Here is a 21,029-nt window from a genome sequence, read left to right as displayed (position 1 = left end):
GACACTATCATGCTGTTAAAAAACAAGAGTCTCGTTGCTGTCATGTCCTGCGCCATGATGCTCGCAGCCGCCCCGCTCCTCCCTGCTGATCTGTCGATCATGAACGCTGCCTACGCGAAGGGTGGTGGTGGTGGCGGCGGCGGCGGCGGCGGAAATGGTGGTGGCAACGGCGGTGGCCACGGCGGCGGTATCGGCGGTGGTCGCAGTGGCTCGGACCATGGCGGCGCCAATAGCAATGGCCGCGGCAATGGACTCAGCAGCGATCATGCCGGCAAGGCTGTTCGCGATCGCGGCGAAAGCGGTAACCACTATGGCAGCGATCGCAATGGTGATAGCGGGCATGGCTCAACCACTTCAGGCATCGCCAGCTCCAGAGATACCCGCGGCGTGACCAAAGCCACTGCCATCTCGGCCTCGACGCCTGGGGATCACAATGCGAAGGGCTTGAGCAACGGTGCAACGCCGAATGCGAAGAAATCGCGCTGATCGGTTAGAAATCCAGCATGGATAAATAAGGGCGCCTGATGAGGCGCCCTTTTTGCGTTTGGTTTTCGCGTTGAAGGCGTTATTGGATGTCTTCGCTGGGGTAGCTGTTGCCAGGCGCTTTGCGGAGTATCAGTGAGAGCGCCCTCACCTAGCCCTCTCCCAGAGGGAGAGGAGACTGATCGAGGTGTTTGGGAGAGATACGCCGACTTGGAATACCAAGGTGAACTCAGGTTGGTGGAGGCTTGGGTTATTTGACCAAGCGCTTCTCTTTGGAAGGCCGATATCCGAAATAAGCGCTGTAGCACTTGCTGAAATGACTCGGTGAGACAAACCCGCAGGCCACCAGCACTTCCACTTGTGAAAGCTCGGTGTGTTGCAGCAGGCGGCGGGCTTCGGTGATGCGCAGTTCCAGGTAGTAGCGCTGCGGCGTGGTGCCCAGTTGTTCCTTGAACAGGCGCTCCAGCTGCCGGCGAGAACGTCCGGCGTACACCGCCAGTTGCTCCAGCTCCAGCGGCTCTTCCAGGTTGGCGTCCATCAGCTTGACCACTTCACGCAACGGCGCGCTGACGCAGAGGTTTTCGTCCGGTTTGATCCGCCGGTAGCGTGACTCTTCGAAAGCCAGGATGTCCTCGACACCTTCGACCAGTGCCTTGCCGTGCAGGCTCTTGATCCAGTCCAGCGCCATGTGGAAAGCCCCCGACGGGCTCGACGCGGTGAGGCGGTCGCGGTCGATCACATAAGGCTCGCTGCTGACGTGAGTAGCCTTGGCGATTTCGGTCAGCGCCGGGCGATGTTCCGGGTGGATAGCGCAGCGATAGCCGTCGAGCAGTCCGGCGCGACCGAGGAACCACGAACCGTTCCACAACCCGGCCAGACTGATGCCCCGCTCCGCTGCCAGTTTGAGTAAATGCACGAACCCATCGCTAGCCCGCAGCTCGGTGCGATAACCACCGCACACCACCAGCAGATCCAGCTCCTCGAGCGCGGCTGCGTCGAAGCGCGCATCAGGGCGAATGACCAGCCCCAGGTCGCTGATGACTTCGCCCTCGCCCAGCCCGAAGGTGCGCGAAGAAAACAGCCCCGGGCGCAACAGATTGGTGGTCACCACGGCGTCCAGCGTCTGCGTGAAGGCCGGCAGTGAGAAGTGTTCGAGCAGCAGAAAACCGGTGCGCGTCAGCGGCGCGCTATCGCTTTGCTCATTCAGGTAGCGGAGGTTTTTGCCCTTCATGCCTCCGCTGAATTGGCGTCGTTCGGTCAAGTTGCAATCCATCGGTCATGTTGTTGTGCGCCGATAGTTGGCCGGAACCAGTGAAGAGTCAATCGTGCGTGTGACCGGATGATCAGCCGCGCCTCAAACGAACGAGAACATCCCCGCACCTGCTCGCCCCTCGAGTCGGCCACACAGCACGTAATGTTGGTAACCGCTGCTGAAAGCCCCGTTGGAAACCGCAACCCGGACATCGTCGTTCAGGCGCAGGTATTGCGCCTCGTCGAAGTTTTCCGCACTGACTTCGCCGGCACGCCCCAGCCGTTCGCTGTCCACGGGAAACCCGAGGTTTTCGAGGCGTTCGAAATCAATGATTCGATTGACGGCGTGTTGTTCGAGTGCGCCCTGGTTGGGAAACGTCGAATAAATGTGCAAGCCTTTTTTCGCGCAGCGGTTGCACATGTCCACGCAATTTTGCTGGGTCGATTTACGCTGCGTCAGTTCGGCCAACGGCATGTCGAGATACTTGCCGACCTGATACTCGGACTGATTGAAGATCGTGCAGCACAGTACGGTATTGCCATTGCAGTCGATCACCAGCCAGTTATCCTTGAGCTGGCACGCCTGCTTGGGATATTGCTGCATAACGTTGACCAGGTCATCGTACGGCGGCAATGCAAGGCGTTTCAGGGTTTCGTAATCGGTAGCCGTAACAGAGGGGTCGCGCTCGACGATTGCCAGCGTCTTTTCCAAAGGCATCATCACCGAATAGCCAGTGGTAAACACAAAGCCGAGACGCTCACTGAACTCGCGCATCAAGGCTTCTTCGTCGATGTTGTCCAGGTAGCGGTGATAGTAGACATCGACACGGGTGCTCAAGCCCAGGCGTTGCTTGATCTCATGGAGGGCGATCATGTTCTGTTTGACCACTTCGATATCACCGCCCACATGGCCCTTTTTGTAGGTTTGCTGATAGAAACCCGACAGCGATATGCGGAAGTAGCTCGGCTCGGCCAGCAAGGCCTTTTCCATGTTCTTGGCCAGGTTGAGATTGGTGCTGATCCCGCTCGCCATGCCAGCGGCGTTGATGATCTCGATAAACTCGCCGATTTTCGGATGAACCAAAGGCTCGGTCCAGTTATAGAGAAAGATCGTCCGCACGCCCTCCGACCGGGCCTTCTCGACAATTTGCCTGAACATGTCCAGTTGCATGGCTTTTTTGAAATTCAGATTTTCGGAATTACCCATCGGGCATGACGGGCAGCTCAGATTGCAGGCGCCGACGATATCGATGTACATATTCATTATGTGTATTGCTCCTTGAGTCGAACGTGCGCATCTCATCATTGCTCGCGTTCGGGTCGCCGGGATCGTTGTTTTTTTGACAACATTGATTCGCCTAAAGCAATAAGCGCACCAGACCCGTCACGCCATTAACGCCACGATCCAGTCGATAAACACCCGTAACTTCAAACTGACATGCCGGTTCGGCGGATACGCCAGGTAAAGCGGCATGCGTTCCAGCTGCCAGCCTTCGAACAATGGCACCAGTTCCCCGCGCGCGACGTGCGCATCGGACATGTACGTCGGCAGCCAAAGCACCCCCATCCCGGCCAAGCCCGCGGCGAGATAGGCGTTGCCATCGTCGACCGCCAGAACATGGCGTCCTCTGATTTGCAGATGTTCCTGAGCGTTGTGCAAGGCATACGGCACCGGTTTACCGGTGCGTGCCCAGAGAAACCCGACCACGCGATGATGCGAATCTTCCAGTTCTCGAGGATGCACTGGCGTGCCTTCACGGGCCAGATAGGCCGGTGCGGCAAATACACCCAGCTGCAAGTCGGCCAACTTGCGTGCCATCAACGACAGGTCCAGCAGTTCGCCCCCGCGCACCACGCAATCGACGTTCTCATCGATGATGTCAACGATGCGGTCGCTGACCCCCATATCGATCTGAACGTCCGGATACCGCGCATGGAACTCGGGCAATGCCGGCACCAGAATATGCCGCGCGAACGGGCTCGGCACATCGATACGCAGTCGCCCTGACGGCACCGCCGCAACGCCTGGCAGGCTGGTTTCGGCATCATCGAGGTCGGCCAAGAGCTTGACCACTCGCTGGTAATAAGCCGCACCGTCAGCGGTGACGTTGACCTTGCGCGTGGTGCGGTTGAGCAGTTTGACCCGCAAACGTGCCTCCAGCTGTTGTACCAACTGGGTCACGGTGGTTTTGCTCATGTGCAGGGTTTCTGCCGCTTTGGTGAAGCTCCCCGCCTCGACCACCCGGGCGAAGGCCTGCATTGCGTCAAAACGGTCCAAGGTGCACGCCTCGATTGTTTGGGATTTGCAAACAGTGAACGCCAAGCTTGCGCGTTTATCGGCTCGCTGCAAATACCTAAAGTGGCGTCATCAACTCACTGATGGAGACACCCCCATGACTCAGCGCGACGTTGTTTTCCCACCGACCCGCCGCACGCTTTACGAGCGCCACCGCTATTCGCCGGCGATTCGCTCGAACGGTTTCCTGTTTGTGTCCGGGCAAGTCGGCAGCACCGAGGACGGCACGCCCGAGCCGGACCTGAAGAATCAGGTGCGTCAGGCGTTCCATAACCTCAACGCGATCCTGGATGAGGCCGGTGCCAGCTTCGAGAATGTCGTCGACGTGACGATTTTCATCGTTGATCCACAGTCGAAATTCGAAACGATCTGGAACGTCGTGCTGACCGAATTCTGGGGTGATGCACCGCACCCAACGGTGACTGCCGTGGGCGTGACCTGGCTGTACGGGTTCGATTTCGAGATCAAGGTGATCGCCCGGTTGCCGGAAACTGCCTGATCGTCAGGTCGATTTGCTGCAGGGGCCGCTAGTCTTCAGACTGTCGGCCCCTGCTCCTTTCTGACCATCGCCATGCCTGAAGTCTTGCTCAAACCTGCCCTGCCGGGCATCGCCCTGCGCCGCTGGCGCCGGCTGCATCGGATCAAGCAGGACCATGCTGCGCAACTGTTCAACGTCACGCAATCGACGATCTCGCGTTGGGAAAGCGGCGTTCTGGCGATCGATCCGGCGGCGCATCTGCAGCTGGAGCAACTGCTAGCCGCGCGCCTCGACACGGCTGCCGATCAAGCCCTTGCCCGGCTGGTCTGCGACAGCACGCGGCCAGTGCATCTGGTTTGCGACCTGACACACCGTTTGCTCGCCTGTTCCCCTGCGCGTGCCGCGCAATTCGCCCGTCCGCTCAGCGAATTGCTCGGCCAGTCGCTCTGGCGTTTTGTCACGCCTGAAATTGCCCGCCATGAACAAGCACTCGATGCCTTGGGCTGGCGGGAGGTCCAGGCCCCGCCGGCGCTGGAGTTCGCCACCGGCAGCAACGATTCCGAGCTGGTGCCGATTCGCCAGAGCCTGTGTCGCTGGACGCGCATCGCCTTGTCCGACGGCACTGCGGCACGGCTGGTGGAGACGCTCTGAACGCATATTTTATGCGTGGACGCACCCGCCTCGCGGCCCTAGGCTTGCCTTTCGGTCAGCAAAGGGCAGGTTTATGGATCTGGAAAAAATCAGCGGGCGTCTGGAATTTCTCCGCGAGGCTGAAAGGCTCAAGGACGTGCTCAGAAGCGCACACACCTCCAGCGGTCGCCCCGAAAGCACCGCCGAACACAGCTGGCGCCTGTGTCTGATGGCGATGGTCTTCGCTGACGAATTGCCCGGGCTTGATCTGCTGAAAATGCTGAAGATGTGCGTCATTCATGACTTGGGCGAAGCGCTTAATGGCGACATTCCGGCTGTCGATCAGGCGGCACTCCCGGACAAGGGCGCGCAGGAGCGAAACGATCTGCTCCTGCTGATGCACTCACTCGACGAGCCGCTGAGAAACGAGATCCTGGCGCTGTGGGATGACTACGAAAACGCTGCATCCGCCGAGGCAAAAGCGGTCAAGGCGCTGGATAAGCTGGAAACCTTGCTGCAACACACTCAGGGGCTCAATCCTGCGGATTTCGATTACCGCTTCAATCTCACCTACGGCCAGAAACACACCAGCACTGCACCGGTTTTCGCCGCGTTGCGCACGCTTATCGACCGCGACACCGAAGGCAGAATCAGCGAGCGCATGCCGCGCCGCGACGAAGACTAAATATCCGGACATAGCCGACCAGTTGCCAAGGCCAGCCGCGTCTGGTTGCATAGCCATCCTCAATCACAGGCTCACCTGAGGCATCCGATCGTTCCCACGCTCTGCGTGGGAATGCAGCCCGTGACGCTCCGCGTCACTGGACGCAGAGCGTCCCTTTAGGCATTCCCACGCGGAGCATGGGAACGATCACAAAAAAGGCCCCGGAGCTTTCACTCCGGGGCCGAGCGCCTGACCAAGGCGCTGGCCTTTGTGCGTGTGAATACGTATAACCTCGCCGACTCGTCTACCCTGAGTGTGCGCCACACGCCGCGACTTCAGCCTTTTGGACGCTTACGAAACGGAGAATTTCATGCTCAAACGAACCCTGGCACTGACCGCGGGCCTGGCCCTGTCTGTTTCTGCGCTGCTGGCGCAGGCCGCTGATGTATTGCGCGTCAGCGCCATTCCCGACGAAGCGCCGACCGAACTGCTGCGCAAGTTCGAACCGCTGGGCGCTTACCTGGAACAGCAACTGGGCATGAAAGTACAGTTCGTGCCGGTAGCCGACTATCCGGCCGTGGTTGAAGCCTTGGCTACCGATCGCCTCGACATGGCCTGGCTGGGCGGTTTCACCTTTGTTCAGGCACGTCTGAAGACCGACGCGACCACGCCGGTGATTCCGCTGGTACAGCGTGAGCAGGATGCGCAGTTCACCAGTAAATTCATCACCGCCGACCCGAACGTCAAAAGCCTCGCTGATCTCAAGGGCAAGACCTTTGCCTTCGGTTCGGTGTCGTCGACCTCCGGCAGCCTGATGCCGCGTTATTTCATGCTGAAAAACGACGGCATCAAGCCTGAAGCGTATTTCAGCCGTGTCGCCTATTCCGGCGCCCACGACGCCACCGTCGCCTGGGTGCAAGCCGGCAAGGTCGACGCCGGTGTGCTGAACGCCAGCGTCTGGCAGAAACTGGTGGATGCCGGCAAGGTCGACACCAACAAGGTCAAGGTCTTCGCCACCACGCCGACTTACTTCGATTACAACTGGACCGTGCGCGGCACCCTCGATCCGGCCCTCGCGGCGAAAATCAAGAAAGCCTTCCTTGATCTCGACCCGGCCAAGCCTGAGCAGAAGAAGATCCTCGATCTGCAGGCTGCCAGCCGCTTTATCGATACCAAGCCTGAAAACTACAAGGGCATCGAGGAAGCCGCCCGCGCCGCCGAATTGTTGAAATGACCCTACGCCTCAACCAGGGCAGCCTGCGCCATGCCAATGGCGTCGATGCCCTTCGTTCTATCGATGTACAGATTGCCGCCGGCGAGCAGGTCGCGATCATCGGCCCGTCCGGCGCCGGTAAATCGAGCCTGCTCAACCTGCTGGCCACCGCACTGCGGCCCAGCAGCGGCGACATCGAAGTGCTCGGCGAACGCGCCTGGCACTTGTCTGCGCGTCAGCGCCAACGCCTGCGTGCGCGGATCGGCCTGGTGCATCAGGCGCCGCCGCTGCCGCCGCGTCAGCGTGTGGTCACGGCGGTACTGGCCGGCAAGCTAGGCCAATGGAGTCTGGGCAAAAGCCTGTTGAACCTGTTGCATCCACTGGATGTGGCCGGTGCGCGCGCGGCATTGGCGCGGCTGGATCTGGGCGACAAGCTGTTCGCCCATTGCCAGCAATTGTCCGGCGGCCAATTGCAGCGCGTCGGCATCGCCCGCGTGCTGTATCAGGCGCCAGAAGTGCTACTGGCCGACGAACCGGTGTCGGCGATGGACCCAGTGATGGCCGGGCATACCTTGTCGGTGCTGTCACGGCATGCTCGCGAACATAACGTCACGCTGGTGGCGAGCCTGCACGCGGTGGACCTGGCGCTGTCGCACTTCCCGCGCATCATCGGTCTGCGTGACGGACAGATCCTGTTCGACAGCCCGTCCGGGCAAGTTAGCCACGACATGCTCGACGCGCTGTACGCCAACGAAAAGCTGCAATCGCCGACTGCGGCGGTGGCGCCGCTGACGGTGCAGATTCCGCGATGCTGAAGACCGATTCACGCGACCCGGCGGCGTGGCCGCGATTGCTGCTGACGCTGTTGGCGATTGCCGTGCTGTGGCCGGGCATTCATTTGAGCGAGCTGAATCTCGGCGTGTTGCTGCCCGACAGCCAGAACGAGATGGGCCGCTTCGTCGCGCAGTTCTGGCCGCCGGCGCATGACGCCGCGTTCGTGCAGATCCTCCTTACCGCAACCTTGCAAACCCTGGCAATCGCCACGGCCGGTATGGCCCTGGCGTTGCTGCTGGCGGTGCCGGCCAGCCTGATCGCCAGCCGCGCGTTGTCGCTGTCGGCGGCATCACGGGGCGGCGTGCCGAGCCGCTTTGGTCGATTACTGCGCTGGCCGGTGCGCGGCTTGCTGATTTTTCTGCGCAGCGTGCCGGAAATCGTCTGGGCGCTGCTGTTCGTGCGTGCGGTCGGCCTCGGCCCGGCGGCGGGTGTGTTGGCGATTGCCATCACTTACAGCGGCATGCTCGGCAAGGTCTACGCGGAGATTTTCGAGTCCACCGACCAGCGCCCGGCCCACGCTTTAATGCAAGCCGGCAGCGGTCGATTGGCAGCGTTCGCCTACGGCACATTGCCCAATGTCGCGGCGGAACTGCTGTCTTACAGCGTGTATCGCTGGGAATGCGCAATCCGCGCTTCCGTGGTGATGGGTTTTGTCGGTGCCGGGGGCCTGGGTCAGCAGATTGATCTGTCGATCCGCATGTTCGCCGGCGGCGAAGTGGCGAGCATGCTGCTGATGTTTCTGCTGCTGGTGCTACTGGCCGATCAGTTCAGCCGCCTGCTGCGCTGGAGGCTGACATGAATCGTCTGATCAACCTGCTGCTGATCACCGCGATCGGCATCGCGGTCATTGCTTCGTTCAGCTATCTGGGGCTCAACCTCGGCGAACTGGGCAGCGCTGCCAGTCTCAAGCAGATGGGCGCTTATGTGCAGCGCTTTCTCAGCCCGGACCTGAGCGCGGACTATCTCAAAGCGATCCTCCACGGCTCACTGGAAACCCTGGCCATGTCGGCGCTCGGCACGTTGCTCGCCGCGGTGTTCGGCATCGTCCTGGCACTGCCCGCCGCCGGGCGTTTCGGCTGGCCGCTGCAAAGCCTTTCGCGTCTGCTGCTCAATGGTTTGCGGGCGATTCCGGAACTGGTCTGGGCGGCGCTGATGGTGTTGGCGGCTGGCCTGGGGCCCAACGCCGGCACTCTCGCCCTCGCCTTGCACACCACCGGCGTGCTCGGTCGGCTGTTCGCCGAAGCGCTGGAAAACACCCCGCCGCAACCGGCCGAAGCCATCCGTTTACAGGGCGGCAATCCGCTGCTCGCGTTCTGCTATGGCACCCTGCCGAACCTTGCGCCGCAACTGCTCGCGTACATGCTGTATCGCTGGGAAAACAACATCCGCATGGCCAGCGTGCTGGGGTTTGTCGGCGCCGGCGGGCTGGGGCAGATGCTTTACGTCAGCCTCAGTCTGTTTCAGGAAGCCCAGGCCAGTACGGTGATTCTGGCGATGCTGGTGCTGGTGTTTCTGGTCGACTGGTTGAGTGCCTGGAGCCGCCAGCGTTGGGTCAAGGCCTAGGGTTTACAGGCAGCTCAGTGGATATCTGGCAAAAGCTGATTATGCTTGAGGAAACCTCGCCGCCCGGCGAGGCGGTCAGACTGTGCACGCGACACGCGACAGCAAGGGCGATATTTGCCAAAAGGCCAGAGTGAACAAGCAGTAACGGGGGACTCCGGCCTACAACAATAAGCACAACGGAGAACACCCATGGCCTCAATCGACACAGCATCCACCGGCAGTCCACCGCGCAGCGGCGGCATCACCAAGGAAGAGCGCAAGGTTATCTTCGCATCCTCGTTGGGCACGGTTTTCGAGTGGTACGACTTTTACCTCTACGGCTCACTGGCGGCGATCATCGCCAAGCACTTCTTTGCCGGCGTCAACGAAACCACCGCGTTCATCTTTGCCCTGCTCGCCTTTGCGGCGGGCTTTGCGGTGCGGCCGTTCGGCGCGATCGTATTCGGCCGGCTCGGCGACATGATCGGGCGCAAACACACCTTTCTGATCACCATCGTGATCATGGGCGTGTCCACCGCCATCGTCGGCTTGCTGCCCAGTTACGCGACCATCGGCGTCGCCGCACCGATCATCCTGATCATCCTGCGTTTGCTGCAGGGGCTGGCGCTGGGCGGCGAATATGGCGGCGCCGCGACTTATGTGGCCGAGCACGCGCCACGCAACCGGCGCGGCTTTTTCACCTCGTGGATTCAAACCACCGCCACGCTCGGGCTGTTTCTGTCGTTGCTGGTGATCCTGGCCTGTCGCACCGCGCTGGGCACGGAAGCGTTCGAAGCATGGGGCTGGCGGATTCCGTTTCTGCTGTCGATCCTGCTGCTGATCGTCTCGGTGTACATCCGCCTGCAACTGAGCGAGTCTCCGGTGTTCCAGAAAATGAAGGCTGAAGGCAAGGCGTCGAAAGCGCCACTGACCGAATCCTTCGCCCGCTGGGACAACCTCAAAGTGGTGATCATGTCGCTGCTCGGCGGCACGGCCGGACAAGCGGTGGTCTGGTACACCGGGCAGTTCTACGCGTTGTTCTTCCTGTTGCAGACGCTGAAGATCGACGCGCAGACCGCCAACCTGCTGATCGCCGGCTCACTGATCATCGGCACGCCGTTCTTCGTGATCTTCGGCAGCCTTTCCGACCGCATCGGGCGCAAGCCGATCATCATGGTCGGTTGCATTCTGGCGGCGCTGACTTACTTTCCGATCTTTAACGCGCTGACCCAGTACGGCAATCCCGATGTGTTCGTTGCGCAGGATAAAAACCCGGTCAAGGTAATCGCCAATCCCGACCAGTGCTCGTTCCAGTTCGACCCGGTGGGCAAGGCCCGCTTCACCAGTTCCTGCGACCTGGCGAAGACCTTGCTGGCGAAACGCGCGATCCCTTATGAAAACGTCGACGCCGAACCGGGCACCGTGGCGCAAGTGCGCATCGGCGACAAGGTCATCGAAAGCTTCGAAGGCAGCGCCCTGCCCGCCGCCGACTTCAAGGTGCGCAACGACGCCTTCACCGCCAACCTCGCCGCCGCCCTGAAGGAAGCCGGCTACCCGGAAAAAGCCGATCCGGCGAAGATCAACTATCCGATGGTGTTGCTGTTGCTGACCATCCTGGTGATCTACGTGACCATGGTTTACGGGCCGATTGCGGCGTGGCTGGTCGAACTGTTCCCGACGCGCATCCGCTACACCTCGATGTCGCTGCCCTATCACATCGGCAACGGTTGGTTCGGCGGCTTCCTGCCGACAGTGGCCTTCGCCATGGTCGCGGCCACCGGGGATATCTATTACGGCCTGTGGTACCCGATCGTCATCGCCGTGATGACCGCGGTGCTCGGCACGTTCTTCCTGCCGGAAACCAAGGACCGCGACATCCTCAAGGACTGACCGGCGACACGGCGCCCGCTTGCAACGAGCGGGCGCCCTTCGCGATCAACCGGCCAAAAAATATCGAACCCGCCGCTTTGTGATGCCTCCAATGGTTACACCAATGGAGGTCATCACCATGAACAGCAACCACAACGACAAAACCCCGAACGGCCCACCTACCGACACTTCCGGTAAACCGGTGAATGTGGTCGAGCGGGCGCTTGAGGATCGCGATGAACATACCGAGGGCGTGGACAAGGTCATCACCCCGTCGTCGACCCGGGTGAAGGAGCAGGATGCCGAGGAATTGCAGCGCAAGGTGGATGAGATCGAGCGCAAGGTGGCGGATGGCAACTGAGGGGGTTTGCTCAGTGTGAATTGGAATGTGTTCGGCGCTGGATGTTCTTCGTGTTCGAGACCGTCGGCCCTCACCTAGCCCTCTCCCGGAGGGAGAGGGAACTGATTGGGGAATATTGGAGAGCTGCGCCGATCTGAACGATTTGCTTTGAATCCATAATCGACTCGGTTTTTCAGGTCGACGTATTGCAAAAGACACTGCGGTCAGTCCCCTCTCCCCTTGGGAGAGGGCTAGGGTGAGGGCTGTTGCAGGCTCAACGCATTTCCCAGAGCAGCCCCACCCGCCGTGTTATCAAAAATGCACCAGGTCGCCACGCCTTGCGCCGCCTCGGCGAGCAACCTGCGCTGAATCATCTGAAGGAAATCCGCCGAATAATCGCTGAAATAAATCCGCGGCGATCCATGCAAGCGCCAATAGCGCACCCCCGCCCAGCCTCGCGGTTCGCTGTCCGTGCTGATGCGCGAAGGATCCACCGCAGCCTGAGCGATTCGATAGCTGACCAACATCGGCTCAGCCGAAACCCAGGTTTCATGACGCGGCTCCAGCACCACCGCACCGTCAAAGCGTTCACGTAACGCACGGAAAAATCCGTCTGCCACAACCGCATCGAACGTCAACGACGGCGGCAACTGCACCAGCAGACACCCCAAGCGATCGCCCAACCCACCGCACTGCGCAAGGAATTCATCAAGCAGCACCTCACAATCGATCAAGCGTCGCTCATGGGTAATCTGTTTGGGGATTTTCACCGAAAAGCGAAAACCGTCCGCCACCGAATCAGCCCAGCGCTCATAGGTCTGGCGTCGATGCGGACGGTAGAACGAGCTGTTGATCTCCACCGCATTGAGCCGCGCCGCGTAGCGCTGCAAATGCGTGCCGACCGAAGGAAACTGCGGCCAATACTCACGGCCCAGGCTCCAGCCGGCACAACCCATCAACAGCTTTGCTTCACGCTCTTCGCTGCTCATTTCTTGCCTGGCAACACCGCACCGAGGACTTGCTTGGCGGTTTGCACAATCACTCCGGCCTCGTCCGGGTCACCTTTGAGCAGCGTGGTGGCGAACTTTTTCGCTTGCTCCAGCTTGATGTGCGGCGGCAGCGGCGGCACGTTCGGGTCGGTCTTGAATTCAATCAGCACCGGCACATCCGAGGCCAGCGCCTGCTCCCAGGCGGCGGCAACATCCTCTTCACGCTCGACATAAATGCCCTTGAGACCAATTGAAATGGCGAACAGGTGATACGGCACGTCGGGAATGCTTTGCGAGGCTTCGAACTTCGGATCGCCCTCCATCACCCGCTGCTCCCAGGTCACCTGATTGAGGTCTTCGTTGTTGAACACCGCGCAGATCCATTTCGGGCTCGCCCACTGCCGCCAGTATTTAGCGACCGTGATCAGCTCGGCCATGTTGTTCATCTGCATCGCGCCATCGCCGACCAGCGCGATGACCGAACGCTCGGGGTAAGCGAACTTGGCGGCAATTGCGTAGGGCACAGCGGCGCCCATCGACGCGAGGCCACCGGACAGCGAGCATTTCATGCCGCGGCGGGTTTTCAGGTCGCGTGCGTACCAGTTGGCGCACGAACCGGAATCGCTGGTGATGATCGCCTGCTCGGGCAAGCGCGGTGATAGCTCATAGACCACGCGTTGCGGGTTGATCGGATTGGCTTTGGCCATGGCGCGTTTTTCCAGGGTTTTCTCCCAGGTGCCGCGCCAGCCTTCGATTTTTTTGCGCCATTTGCTCGCGTCTTTTTTCTCCAGCAGCGGCAACAGCGCGGCGAGGGTTTCCGCTGCGTCGCCGACCAGGTTGACCTCCATTGGGTAGCGCAGGCTGAGCATGTCGGGTTGCAGATCGATCTGCACGCCACGGGCCTGGCCTTCTTTGGGCAGGAATTCCGAATAGGGGAAACCCGAACCAATCATCAGCAACGTGTCGCATTCGCTCATCAGCTTGTAGCTCGGCTCGGTGCCGAGCAGGCCGATGCTGCCGGTGACCCACGGCAACTCGTCGGGCAACACGGCTTTGCCAAGCAACGCCTTGGCCACCCCGGCGCCGAGTTTTTCCGCCACGGCAATCACCTCATCGGTCGCCTGCAAAGCCCCGGCACCGACCAGAATGGCAACTTTCTCGCCTGCATTCAGCACGTCGGCAGCGCGCTGCAGATCCGCCTCGTAAGGCAGCACTTTCGGTTTGCTGTAGCCGACGCCTGAATGCGCCGTGCCGTGGGCTCTGGGCGGTGCTTCGTAAGGCAGATCCTGCAAATCATTGGGCAGGATGATCGCCGTCACCCGCCGCTCCCCGACAGCCGTACGCACCGCGCGATCAAGCAGATGGCGCACCTGCGCCGGTGCCGAGGCCTGTTGCACGAACGCGCCGGCGACGTCCTTGAACATCGACACCAGATCAAGCTCCTGCTGATAGTGACTGCCCAGCGCCGTGCGCGCCTGCTGGCCGACGATGGCCAGCACCGGCATGTGGTCCATGCGCGCATCGTACAGACCGGTGATCAGGTGCGAAGCGCCGGGGCCGGACGTGGCGATGCACACGCCCAGCTCACCGGTGAATTTGGCATGGGCCGAAGCCATGAACGCGGCCATTTCCTCATGCCGCGCCTGAACGAATTCGATCTTGCCCTGCGCCCGGCTCAGTGCGCCGAACACGCCGTTGATGCCGTCGCCCGGGTAGCCAAAAATGCGCGTCACGCCCCATTCACTGAGCCGCTCGACCAGAAAATCTCCCACTGTCATCGTCATCTTGATCCTCGCCTTTCACCGTTTACAGGGTGCATTTGCGACGCGGCACGCGCCGGCAGGTGTATGGGTCTGGACCATCGGCCGGACGGCGAAGTTTCGATGAATTTACGTTGGTGAGCGCTTTGCCAGCGACATGCCATGACGCGTCGAAAAGCCTTTGGTCAGCCACTCGACGAGTTTTTCTGAGGCGTTTGCCCTCGCCCGCGGTCGACTGCACAACGACCGCCGGAGGACGAATGATGACTGACGTAATGAGTTTTTTGCTGGAGCGTAACGACTGGGTACCGAACAATCCGCAATTGCCGGTGCTGGTGTATTCCAGCGCAATTGCCCTCGAAGGCGACGACCCGGCCGCGCTGTTCGAACAGACCTTTCGCGCCAATGGCTGGCCGCCGCAGTTTCGCTACCACGTTTACGATTTCCACCATTACCACACCCAGGGCCACGAAGTGCTGGGCGTCGCCCAGGGGCATGCGCGGTTGATGCTCGGCGGGCCCGGTGGGCGCGAGGTGCAAGTCAGTGCCGGTGATGTCTTGCTGCTGCCGGTCGGCACCGGCCATTGCAGCCTGGAATCCAGCCCTGACTTTCTCGTGGTCGGCGCGTATCCGCCAGGGCAGCAGGGCGATATCTGCACGGATGCGCCAAGTCCCGCGCAACTGCAAGCAATGGATGAACTTGACTATCCGCGCAGCGATCCGGTCTCGGGCGCGCATGGCCCGCTGTCGGCGCATTGGCGCACGTAGCGCAGCGATGCCGCTCGGTCGCTCGGTCGCTCCGTGTCGGGATCATCCACCAGCAACTAACGCTGGCATGCGCCGGAAATTTTCCTTACGGTGATGACCTACTTTCAGCCTGCCCACGATGAGGTCCGATTCATGAGCAATGCGCCTTACGTTCCGCCCAAAGTCTGGAAACACGAAGCCCCGTCCGGCGGCCACTTCGCCAGTATCAACCGCCCGATTGCCGGGCCGACTCACGACAAGACCCTGCCGGTCGGCAAGCACCCCTTGCAGCTGTATTCGCTGGCCACGCCCAACGGTGTGAAAGTGACCATCCTGCTTGAGGAACTGCTGGCGCTGGGGCACGCCGGCGCCGAGTACGACGCTTGGCTGATCCGCATCGGCGAGGGCGATCAGTTCTCCAGCGGATTTGTCGAGGTCAACCCGAATTCGAAGATTCCAGCGCTGCTGGACCGTAGCGTCGAACCGCCGATCCGCGTGTTCGAATCTGGCTCGATCCTGTTGTACCTGGCAGAAAAATTCGGCGCATTCCTGCCCAAAGACCCGGCCGGGCGCACCGAAACGCTCAACTGGCTGTTCTGGCAGATGGGCTCGGCGCCTTATCTGGGCGGTGGCTTCGGGCATTTCTACGCGTATGCACCGGAAAAGCTGGAATACCCGATCAACCGCTTCACCATGGAAGCCAAACGGCAACTGGACGTGCTCAACCAGCGTCTTGCCGAAAACGCCTACTTGGCCGGCGACGAGTACAGCATCGCCGACATCGCGGTGTGGCCGTGGTATGGGCAACTGGTGCGCAACAACGTCTACTCCGCCGCCGAATTCCTCGCCGCGCACGAATACACCCATGTGCAGCGCTGGGCCGAAGACATCGCCCAACGCCCGGCAGTCATGCGCGGCCAGCGGGTCAATCGCACCTGGGGCGATGAAGCCAGCCAAGTGCCGGAACGCCACAGTGCAGATGATTTGAACTGAAATCGCAACGGGTAGCTCCCACAGGTGGACCGAGTACATCAAAAGCCCCTCATCGGAACGCCGCCCGCCTACCCCTCTCCCAGAGGGAGAAGGAACTGACCGTGGTGGATGCGAAAGCTACGCCGACCTGAAATACCGAGTCGAATGCAAACTCCAAAACCAACCAGAATCGGCTCCCTCTCCCTCGGGAGAGGGCTGGGCGGGCGGCGTTCCGATGAGGGGCGAATCCACCGCAAACCCCAAGCCAACCACCTGCCTCTAACCACTCAACAATGAGCGTTAGCTCGCGTGCTTTTGATCTTGCTTTTGACTCACCGGCGACGTCGGAAGGCTGAGCGCAGGGATTGATCCGGGCGTGGGAGCACCCTGTTTTCGCTACCGGCTATTAGTCATCAACCGCAATCCACGATAGTCTCCCAGCAAATTCCTCAAGAAGCACCGCACCATGACCAACCCGGCATTTGCCCCCGACATCGAAGCCATCAACCGCATTGACGCGGTGCCGGTGATCCTGAGCATGGTCAAACACCTCACCGGCATGCGCTTTGCCGCAGTGGCCCGGGTGACCGAACGTAACTGGGTGGCCTGCGCTGTAGACGATTCAATCGACTTCGGCCTGCTGCCGGGCGGTGAACTGATACTCGAATCGACCATTTGCCATGAAATCCGCCAACACCAGCAACCGGTGATCTTCGGCCACGCCAGTGCGCACCCGATTTTCTCCGTGCACCACACGCCGAAGACCTACGGGCTGGAAAGCTATATTTCCATCCCGATCATCCAGGCCAACGGCGACTTTTTCGGCACCCTTTGCGCGATCGACTCGGTACCGGCGAACCTCGACGAACCGGCAATCGCCAAGACCCTCACCCTCTTCGCTCAATTGATCGCCATGAGCCTGGACACCCAAAGCCGTCTGGAAGCGACCACCGTCGAACTGAGCAACGCCAACGAACTCGGGCGCCTGCGCGAGCAATTCATCGCCGTGCTGGGCCACGACCTGCGCACCCCGCTGAGCGCCGTGCGCATGAGCGCCGACCTGCTGCACAGCAAAACCGAGGACAAGCGCTCGCTGAACCTGATCGCGGCGATTCGCAACAGCTCAGTGCGCATGGGTGTGCTGATCGAAAACATCCTCGACTTCGCCCGCGGTCGCCTCGGCAGCGGCATTCCCGTGCAGCGCAAGTTCGTGCACGACCTGGAGCAAGTCCTGCAACTGAGCATTGCCGAAGCGCAGGCGGCCTATCCGCAGGCAACCTTTGTTCACGATCTGAATGTACCAACGGGGGTCTACTGCGACGCGCTGCGCATCAGTCAATTGCTCTCCAACCTGCTGAGCAACGCCGCCACCCATGGCTCGAACAGCACACCGATCGTCCTCAAGGCCTGCGCCGAACACGACGAGATCGTCATCACCCTGACCAACCACGGCACCCCGATCCCGGCGCAACTGCTGCCGCGGCTGTTCGAACCGTTCACCCGCGCCGAAGCCGAGCAGAGCCGCGAAGGTCTGGGCCTGGGCCTGTACATCGCCGCACAGATAGCCAAAGCGCACAACGGCACATTGCACGTGACGTCAGACGCCCAGGCGGGAACCTGCTTCACCGCAAGATTCCCGGCCCAGCCCTCTCCCAAAGGAAGAGGGAACTGACTGCGGTGGCTGGACGAGGTACACCGACGTGAAATACCGGGTCGAATGCAGACTTGAAAGCAAAATCAAAAGCCCCTCACCTAACCCTCTCCCCGAGGGAGAGGGGACTGATCGAGGTGGATGCGAGAGCTAAACCGACCTGCGATACCGAGTCGAACGCAAGTCTCGAAATCAACCAAAATCGGCTCCCTCTCCAGGGGGAGAGGGCTGGGGTGAGGGGCAGCCACACCACAAATCCCAAGCCAACCACCCGCTTCTAACCACTCATTACAATGAGCGAAGCTCGAGTGCCCTTGATCTTGCCTAACCAGCGACATCGGAAGGCTGAGTGGAGGGATCGATCCGGGCGTGGGAGCGCAGCGACCGTCTGGCGCAGCCAGACACAGCGGACGTAGGTGCAGCGCAGCAAACCGTAGCCGCTGCGCCCGGATCGATCCCGGAGCGAAGGAACCCGAGCCTGCGAGGGCCGAACGCAGGAGCAAGCCTTTTGGGTACTTTTTCGGCGTCTGGAAAAAGTGCCTCGCCGTAAGGGCGAAACCGCCATCAGCATCACCCGAAGAAACGGATATACACCCAAAACAACCCGAGCATGGTCGGCCCGAAGGCCGCCAAGACACAAAAAAACCCCACAACCAAAAAGGCGTGGGGCAAAGGAATTGGTTGGTTGCGGCCAACCAAAGGAGCTCAGCCAAATCAAAAAATCAGATGCAATCCTGCGCCGCCCGCTCAAAACTCGACGGCAGCAAATTCGACGCCAGCAAATGCCGCTCATAAATGAACACCTTGCCGCCATTCCCCGCCTTGTAAGCCTCAAGCACGTTGTCCGCGGAAATCTTGCTCGGCACCACAATCCGATAACTGCGCTGGGTCTGCGAAACCATCGGGTTCAGCGCACTGCCCTGCAACTTCGGCACCACACACTCGGCGTACTGCGCCGGAGTCTTGCTGGTCTGTAAAGTCAGGCTCGGGTTATTCGGCGCCGAAGCACAGCCTGCAAGAAACAAGGAAGCGACAGCCATGGCGGGAACGAATAAAAGACGCATCGGGGTAATCCTGAAAATAAAAGTCCGGTTCAACCAGCAACGGTCCAGCCTCACGGAGCCGCCGTCGCCATTCATGTTTTGGGAGATCAGCTCGACGCCACCAGCGCCTTGAGCGATACATCGAATTGTCTCAAGGCGTCGAATTGCAGGTCGCGCTGTTTATCGATCTGCGCCGCAATTGCCTGGGCTGCCTGGTCATGCACCCAGACCGAAGGCAACTGTTTTTCCACCGCACCTTCAGCCTTGCCGATGTACTGCAGATCAGCGTCGTAGAAGCGTGCGGTAAACCGCGCTTCGACCAGGCTGTTACGCTGGGTCAACAAACGGTTGAAGGTGTCGAGCTTGACCACCACGTCCGGATGCGCCTGCACCAGCGCATCGAGATTGTCGTAGACCGTCACCGAGAGAAACTGCTGTTGCAGCGAACTCACCAGCCAGTCGATGGCCAGCTCCGGATCGGAACTGCCGACAAAGGCCTCGCGAATCCGCGAATCCAGCGCATCTTTCGCGCCGTTGGCCGCCATGTCGTGGTAACGCTCGAGGTATTGCAGGTTGTCCAGCGTGTTGGCGCTGAGCAACACACCGACCGTTTGCGAAGGCTGCAAGGTCGCGCTGCTGCCACCCAGGCTCTGGAAGTGGCACGCCCCGGCGTCGGCTGCGTAGGTCGGTGCGGTAAACATCGCGCCAGCGGTCAGCAGGGCGAGCAAAGCCAGTCGGGGCAGAATGTTCATCGCGCAATTTCCTTGAGCGGCGTGGTCGATGGAGGCGATTTTCCGCCGATTGCCGTCAAAGCAGAACTTGCGTTTCTTGATGGTCACTATTACTTCTAGCAATAGTTGCGTGCGCGCAGACTGCGAGACACTCCAATACAACGACAAAGACCCGTGAGGTTTGCCTTGAGAACGTTTGACCTGATCCGTGACGCCGTTTTGGCCGAATACCGCGACCGCGTGGCCGAGTATCTGGTGCAGTACGAGAGTGTGTTGCTGGACAAAAACCGTCGTGATCCAGAACTGATCAAAGACACCGCCAACCAATTGCGCGGTTACCTGCGCGGGCTCAACACCACGCGCGTGCTGGGTATGGCGTATTGGGAAGAGCTGGACCGCCGCGTGGTCGACACCTGGCTCGCGCCCGCGTCATGACCGTCTAGACTTGCCGGGCGTTGTCCCGTCAGTCGAACCGGAGGTGCGTCATGAGCAACAGTGAACCCACAACTTTCAATGGCTGGGCTGCGACCGCCGCCGGCGCCCCGCTCGAGCCTTACAGCTATGACCCCGGCCCCCTCGGCGAGGAAGACGTCGAAGTGGCGGTGGAATATTGCGGCGTCTGTCACTCCGACCAGTCGCTGATCGATAACGATTGGGGCATCAGCCGTTACCCGTTCGTGCCCGGCCATGAAGCCGTCGGCAAAATCGTGCGCATGGGAGCGCAAGTACGCGGCCTGCAGCTCGGTCAGCGTGTCGGTATCGGCTGGTACAAAGGCAGCTGCATGCATTGCTCATCGTGCATGTCCGGCTCGCAGCAACTGTGCGGCAGCGCGCAACCGACCATCATCGGCAGCAACGGCGGCTTCGCCGATCGCCTGCGTGCGCACTGGGCCTGGGCGGTTGCAGTCCCGGACAGCCTTGATCCGGCGTTGGTCGGGCCACTGTTCTGCGCCGGTTCCACGGTGTTCAACCCGTTGCTGCAGTTCGGCGTGAAACCGACCGACCGGGTTGGCGTGGTCGGCATTGGCGGGCTGGGGCATCTGGCGCTGCGCTTTCTCAACGCGTGGGGCTGCGAAGTCACCGCATTCACCTCGTCGTTGAACAAGCAGGACGAGGCCAAGCGGCTCGGCGCGCACAAGGTGGTTGCCTCGACCGACAGCAACGCGTTGAAGGCGATTGCCGGCAGCCTGGACTTTCTGCTGATCAGCGCCAACGCCGACCTCGACTGGCCGGCGATGCTGGCGACGCTACGCGCCAATGGCCGCCTGCACTTCGTCGGCATCGTACCCAGCGCGATTCCGGTGCATGTGTTCGATCTGATCCCGCAGCAGAAGTCCCTGTCCGCCTCCCCCGTCGGTTCGCCGGGCACCATGGCGACCATGCTTGAGTTTTGCGCGCGGCACCAGATTCTGCCGCAGGTCGAGATGTTCCCGATGAGCAAGGTCAACGAGGCTGTCGATCACCTGCGCAGTGGCAAGGCGCGGTACCGCGTGGTACTCGACGCCAGCCAATAAGCCAAGGCGCGGCGGTGCACGCC

The 21,029-nt window shown here is 60.9% G+C and carries 22 protein-coding genes; 15 read left to right on the top strand and 7 right to left on the bottom strand.

Going from position 1 to position 21,029, the window contains the following annotated elements; translation table 11 throughout:
• Nucleotides 1-9 precede the first annotated feature (9 nt).
• Nucleotides 10-486, top strand: coding sequence for a hypothetical protein (locus M0746_RS09895; protein WP_258449012.1), 477 nt, complete (start codon nt 10-12; stop codon nt 484-486).
• Between the two features lie 247 nt (nt 487-733).
• On the opposite strand, the gene M0746_RS09890 is transcribed toward M0746_RS09895, so the two are convergent.
• The 3 genes from M0746_RS09890 to M0746_RS09880 form a co-directional block, all read right to left on the bottom strand.
• Nucleotides 734-1,756: a GlxA family transcriptional regulator gene (locus M0746_RS09890; protein WP_258449011.1), complete on the bottom strand. Its 1,023-nt coding sequence runs from the start codon at nt 1,754-1,756 to the stop codon at nt 734-736.
• Between the two features lie 81 nt (nt 1,757-1,837).
• Nucleotides 1,838-2,998 carry a radical SAM/SPASM domain-containing protein gene (locus M0746_RS09885; protein ID WP_258449010.1) on the bottom strand — a complete coding sequence of 387 codons (1,161 nt, stop codon included), beginning with the start codon at nt 2,996-2,998 and terminating at the stop codon, nt 1,838-1,840.
• A gap of 120 nt (nt 2,999-3,118) precedes the next feature.
• A complete protein-coding gene (locus tag M0746_RS09880) occupies nt 3,119-4,012 on the bottom strand; it encodes a LysR family transcriptional regulator (RefSeq protein WP_258449009.1) in 894 nt (297 codons plus the stop codon).
• A gap of 115 nt (nt 4,013-4,127) precedes the next feature.
• Between M0746_RS09880 and M0746_RS09875 the strand changes: the two genes are divergently transcribed.
• From M0746_RS09875 to M0746_RS09835, 9 genes are all read left to right on the top strand, one after another.
• Nucleotides 4,128-4,529, top strand: coding sequence for a RidA family protein (locus M0746_RS09875; protein ID WP_258449008.1), 402 nt, complete (start codon nt 4,128-4,130; stop codon nt 4,527-4,529).
• Nucleotides 4,530-4,601: 72 nt separating this feature from the next.
• Complete coding sequence (locus M0746_RS09870) at nt 4,602-5,159, top strand: helix-turn-helix domain-containing protein (protein ID WP_258449007.1); 558 nt, start codon at nt 4,602-4,604, stop codon at nt 5,157-5,159.
• Nucleotides 5,160-5,232: 73 nt separating this feature from the next.
• The gene (locus tag M0746_RS09865; RefSeq protein ID WP_258449006.1) at nt 5,233-5,823 is read left to right on the top strand and encodes an HD domain-containing protein; all 591 of its coding nucleotides are present in this window, start codon (nt 5,233-5,235) and stop codon (nt 5,821-5,823) included.
• A gap of 349 nt (nt 5,824-6,172) precedes the next feature.
• The gene (locus M0746_RS09860) at nt 6,173-7,036 is read left to right on the top strand and encodes a putative selenate ABC transporter substrate-binding protein (protein WP_258449005.1); all 864 of its coding nucleotides are present in this window, start codon (nt 6,173-6,175) and stop codon (nt 7,034-7,036) included.
• Nucleotides 7,033-7,830 (top strand): phosphonate ABC transporter ATP-binding protein, encoded by a 798-nt coding sequence (locus M0746_RS09855; protein ID WP_258449004.1) that lies wholly within the window; start codon nt 7,033-7,035, stop codon nt 7,828-7,830. The genes M0746_RS09860 and M0746_RS09855 overlap by 4 nt, the downstream gene beginning before the upstream one ends.
• Entirely contained in the window at nt 7,824-8,648 is an 825-nt protein-coding gene (locus tag M0746_RS09850) for a PhnE/PtxC family ABC transporter permease (RefSeq protein ID WP_258449003.1), read from the top strand. Before M0746_RS09855 ends, M0746_RS09850 begins: the two co-directional genes overlap by 7 nt.
• Nucleotides 8,645-9,412 carry a phosphonate ABC transporter, permease protein PhnE gene (phnE, locus tag M0746_RS09845; RefSeq protein WP_258449002.1) on the top strand — a complete coding sequence of 256 codons (768 nt, stop codon included), beginning with the start codon at nt 8,645-8,647 and terminating at the stop codon, nt 9,410-9,412. Before M0746_RS09850 ends, phnE begins: the two co-directional genes overlap by 4 nt.
• 189 nt (nt 9,413-9,601) lie before the next feature.
• Nucleotides 9,602-11,281 (top strand): MFS transporter, encoded by a 1,680-nt coding sequence (locus tag M0746_RS09840; RefSeq protein ID WP_258449001.1) that lies wholly within the window; start codon nt 9,602-9,604, stop codon nt 11,279-11,281.
• Between the two features lie 118 nt (nt 11,282-11,399).
• On the top strand, nt 11,400-11,621 hold the full coding sequence (locus M0746_RS09835; protein WP_208940930.1) for a hypothetical protein: 222 nt from the start codon (nt 11,400-11,402) through the stop codon (nt 11,619-11,621).
• A 230-nt stretch (nt 11,622-11,851) separates the two neighbouring features.
• Here M0746_RS09835 and M0746_RS09830 read toward each other — a convergent pair whose 3' ends face one another.
• Both M0746_RS09830 and M0746_RS09825 read right to left on the bottom strand, forming a co-directional pair.
• The gene (locus M0746_RS09830; protein ID WP_258449000.1) at nt 11,852-12,589 is read right to left on the bottom strand and encodes a DUF72 domain-containing protein; all 738 of its coding nucleotides are present in this window, start codon (nt 12,587-12,589) and stop codon (nt 11,852-11,854) included.
• On the bottom strand, nt 12,586-14,373 hold the full coding sequence (locus M0746_RS09825) for a thiamine pyrophosphate-requiring protein (RefSeq protein WP_258448999.1): 1,788 nt from the start codon (nt 14,371-14,373) through the stop codon (nt 12,586-12,588). Before M0746_RS09825 ends, M0746_RS09830 begins: the two co-directional genes overlap by 4 nt.
• Nucleotides 14,374-14,609: 236 nt before the next feature.
• Between M0746_RS09825 and M0746_RS09820 the strand changes: the two genes are divergently transcribed.
• From M0746_RS09820 to M0746_RS09810, 3 genes are all read left to right on the top strand, one after another.
• Nucleotides 14,610-15,116, top strand: coding sequence for a cupin (locus tag M0746_RS09820; RefSeq protein ID WP_446731328.1), 507 nt, complete (start codon nt 14,610-14,612; stop codon nt 15,114-15,116).
• Between the two features lie 132 nt (nt 15,117-15,248).
• Nucleotides 15,249-16,088: a glutathione-dependent disulfide-bond oxidoreductase gene (gene yghU, locus M0746_RS09815; RefSeq protein ID WP_258448998.1), complete on the top strand. Its 840-nt coding sequence runs from the start codon at nt 15,249-15,251 to the stop codon at nt 16,086-16,088.
• 445 nt (nt 16,089-16,533) lie between these two features.
• Nucleotides 16,534-17,739 carry a GAF domain-containing sensor histidine kinase gene (locus M0746_RS09810; protein WP_258448997.1) on the top strand — a complete coding sequence of 402 codons (1,206 nt, stop codon included), beginning with the start codon at nt 16,534-16,536 and terminating at the stop codon, nt 17,737-17,739.
• Between the two features lie 701 nt (nt 17,740-18,440).
• Here the strand turns inward: M0746_RS09810 and M0746_RS09805 are convergent.
• Nucleotides 18,441-18,782 carry a hypothetical protein gene (locus M0746_RS09805; RefSeq protein WP_258448996.1) on the bottom strand — a complete coding sequence of 114 codons (342 nt, stop codon included), beginning with the start codon at nt 18,780-18,782 and terminating at the stop codon, nt 18,441-18,443.
• An 86-nt stretch (nt 18,783-18,868) separates the two neighbouring features.
• The gene (locus tag M0746_RS09800; protein ID WP_258448995.1) at nt 18,869-19,513 is read right to left on the bottom strand and encodes an ATPase; all 645 of its coding nucleotides are present in this window, start codon (nt 19,511-19,513) and stop codon (nt 18,869-18,871) included.
• 165 nt (nt 19,514-19,678) lie between these two features.
• Between M0746_RS09800 and M0746_RS09795 the strand changes: the two genes are divergently transcribed.
• Both M0746_RS09795 and ahr read left to right on the top strand, forming a co-directional pair.
• Nucleotides 19,679-19,927 (top strand): hypothetical protein, encoded by a 249-nt coding sequence (locus M0746_RS09795; protein ID WP_258448994.1) that lies wholly within the window; start codon nt 19,679-19,681, stop codon nt 19,925-19,927.
• A 50-nt stretch (nt 19,928-19,977) separates the two neighbouring features.
• Nucleotides 19,978-21,006 carry an NADPH-dependent aldehyde reductase Ahr gene (gene ahr, locus M0746_RS09790; protein ID WP_258448993.1) on the top strand — a complete coding sequence of 343 codons (1,029 nt, stop codon included), beginning with the start codon at nt 19,978-19,980 and terminating at the stop codon, nt 21,004-21,006.
• Nucleotides 21,007-21,029: the final 23 nt, after the last annotated feature.

Source organism: Pseudomonas sp. S11P7 (assembly GCF_023195435.1).
GTDB lineage: Bacteria > Pseudomonadota > Gammaproteobacteria > Pseudomonadales > Pseudomonadaceae > Aquipseudomonas > Aquipseudomonas fluorescens_G.
This window is presented reverse-complemented; position numbering and strand designations above follow the sequence as displayed.

Coding starts and splice junctions, on each gene's coding strand:
- M0746_RS09820 (WP_446731328.1), top strand. CDS start 14,610: ATGATGACTGACGTAATGAGTTTTTTGCTGGAGCGTAACGACTGGGTA.
- ahr (WP_258448993.1), top strand. CDS start 19,978: ATGAGCAACAGTGAACCCACAACTTTCAATGGCTGGGCTGCGACCGCC.
- M0746_RS09850 (WP_258449003.1), top strand. CDS start 7,824: ATGCTGAAGACCGATTCACGCGACCCGGCGGCGTGGCCGCGATTGCTG.
- M0746_RS09840 (WP_258449001.1), top strand. CDS start 9,602: ATGGCCTCAATCGACACAGCATCCACCGGCAGTCCACCGCGCAGCGGC.
- M0746_RS09825 (WP_258448999.1), bottom strand. CDS start 14,373: ATGACGATGACAGTGGGAGATTTTCTGGTCGAGCGGCTCAGTGAATGG.
- M0746_RS09805 (WP_258448996.1), bottom strand. CDS start 18,782: ATGCGTCTTTTATTCGTTCCCGCCATGGCTGTCGCTTCCTTGTTTCTT.
- yghU (WP_258448998.1), top strand. CDS start 15,249: ATGAGCAATGCGCCTTACGTTCCGCCCAAAGTCTGGAAACACGAAGCC.
- M0746_RS09800 (WP_258448995.1), bottom strand. CDS start 19,513: ATGAACATTCTGCCCCGACTGGCTTTGCTCGCCCTGCTGACCGCTGGC.
- M0746_RS09865 (WP_258449006.1), top strand. CDS start 5,233: ATGGATCTGGAAAAAATCAGCGGGCGTCTGGAATTTCTCCGCGAGGCT.
- M0746_RS09890 (WP_258449011.1), bottom strand. CDS start 1,756: ATGGATTGCAACTTGACCGAACGACGCCAATTCAGCGGAGGCATGAAG.
- M0746_RS09810 (WP_258448997.1), top strand. CDS start 16,534: ATGACCAACCCGGCATTTGCCCCCGACATCGAAGCCATCAACCGCATT.
- M0746_RS09855 (WP_258449004.1), top strand. CDS start 7,033: ATGACCCTACGCCTCAACCAGGGCAGCCTGCGCCATGCCAATGGCGTC.
- M0746_RS09870 (WP_258449007.1), top strand. CDS start 4,602: ATGCCTGAAGTCTTGCTCAAACCTGCCCTGCCGGGCATCGCCCTGCGC.
- M0746_RS09835 (WP_208940930.1), top strand. CDS start 11,400: ATGAACAGCAACCACAACGACAAAACCCCGAACGGCCCACCTACCGAC.
- M0746_RS09885 (WP_258449010.1), bottom strand. CDS start 2,998: ATGAATATGTACATCGATATCGTCGGCGCCTGCAATCTGAGCTGCCCG.
- M0746_RS09895 (WP_258449012.1), top strand. CDS start 10: ATGCTGTTAAAAAACAAGAGTCTCGTTGCTGTCATGTCCTGCGCCATG.
- M0746_RS09830 (WP_258449000.1), bottom strand. CDS start 12,589: ATGAGCAGCGAAGAGCGTGAAGCAAAGCTGTTGATGGGTTGTGCCGGC.
- M0746_RS09875 (WP_258449008.1), top strand. CDS start 4,128: ATGACTCAGCGCGACGTTGTTTTCCCACCGACCCGCCGCACGCTTTAC.
- phnE (WP_258449002.1), top strand. CDS start 8,645: ATGAATCGTCTGATCAACCTGCTGCTGATCACCGCGATCGGCATCGCG.
- M0746_RS09860 (WP_258449005.1), top strand. CDS start 6,173: ATGCTCAAACGAACCCTGGCACTGACCGCGGGCCTGGCCCTGTCTGTT.